Annotated in this window: 1 protein-coding gene; it reads left to right on the top strand. The window is 34.6% G+C overall.

The features are described 5' to 3' along the window. Positions 1-50 precede the first annotated feature (50 nt). Positions 51-804, top strand: a 754-nt coding sequence (locus tag CRU93_RS14045) for a flagellin (protein WP_129104800.1), incomplete at its 3' end; no start/stop codon positions are given.

Here is an 804-nt window from a genome sequence, read left to right as displayed (position 1 = left end):
TAGGCTCCCAGTGTCATGGGTAAATCTTTTAAAGATAAAAAGGATTTATTATGAGAATTAATACAAATGCTGCTTCATTAGTTGCACAAGAAGCTTCAACAAATACAACAAAAAACTTAAATAGCTCATTAGAGAAACTAAGTACAGGTCTTAGAATTAATAAAGCTAGTGATGATGCTTCTGGTTTAGCAATTGCTGATAAACTTAGAACTCAAGCAAGCTCTATTGGTCAATCAATTTCGAATGGAAACTCTGCTGTTTCTTTAACTCAAATTGCTGATAAGGCTATGGCTGAGCAATCTAATATTTTAGATACAATCAAAACGAAATTAGTTCAAGCTTCAACTGATACTACTTCAGATGATGGTAGAAAAGCTATTGGTAAAGATATAACTAAACTTCTTGACCAATTAAATAATATTGCGAGTCAAACAAACTACAATGGTACAACTCTTTTACAAGGGGCTAGTGCTGGAGCTGGTGCATCTAAGCTAACATTCCAAATGGGAGAGACTTCTGCTGATACAATATCTACAACATCAGGAGTACAAGCAAATGTTGCGGGATTAACACTAAGTGGATTAAAAGCTTCTGCTGATGTAGGATTTACTTCTGCTGGAAGTGCTAGAAGTTTAATGAAAAACGTAGATAGTGCGATTAACACACTAAATGGTTGGAGAGCAGACTTCGGTTCTACTCAAAATCAATTAGAATCAGCTATTAGAAACCAAATGACTCAGCAAACTAATATTAAAGCTGCTGAATCTGTAATTAGAGATGTTGATTATGCACAAGAAAGTGCTA

The sequence above is a fragment of the Arcobacter sp. CECT 8985 genome (assembly GCF_004116495.1).
Classification (GTDB): Bacteria; Campylobacterota; Campylobacteria; order Campylobacterales; family Arcobacteraceae; genus Malaciobacter.
Note: the sequence above shows the minus strand (reverse complement) of the source record. Positions and strands in the feature narration are given on the sequence as shown.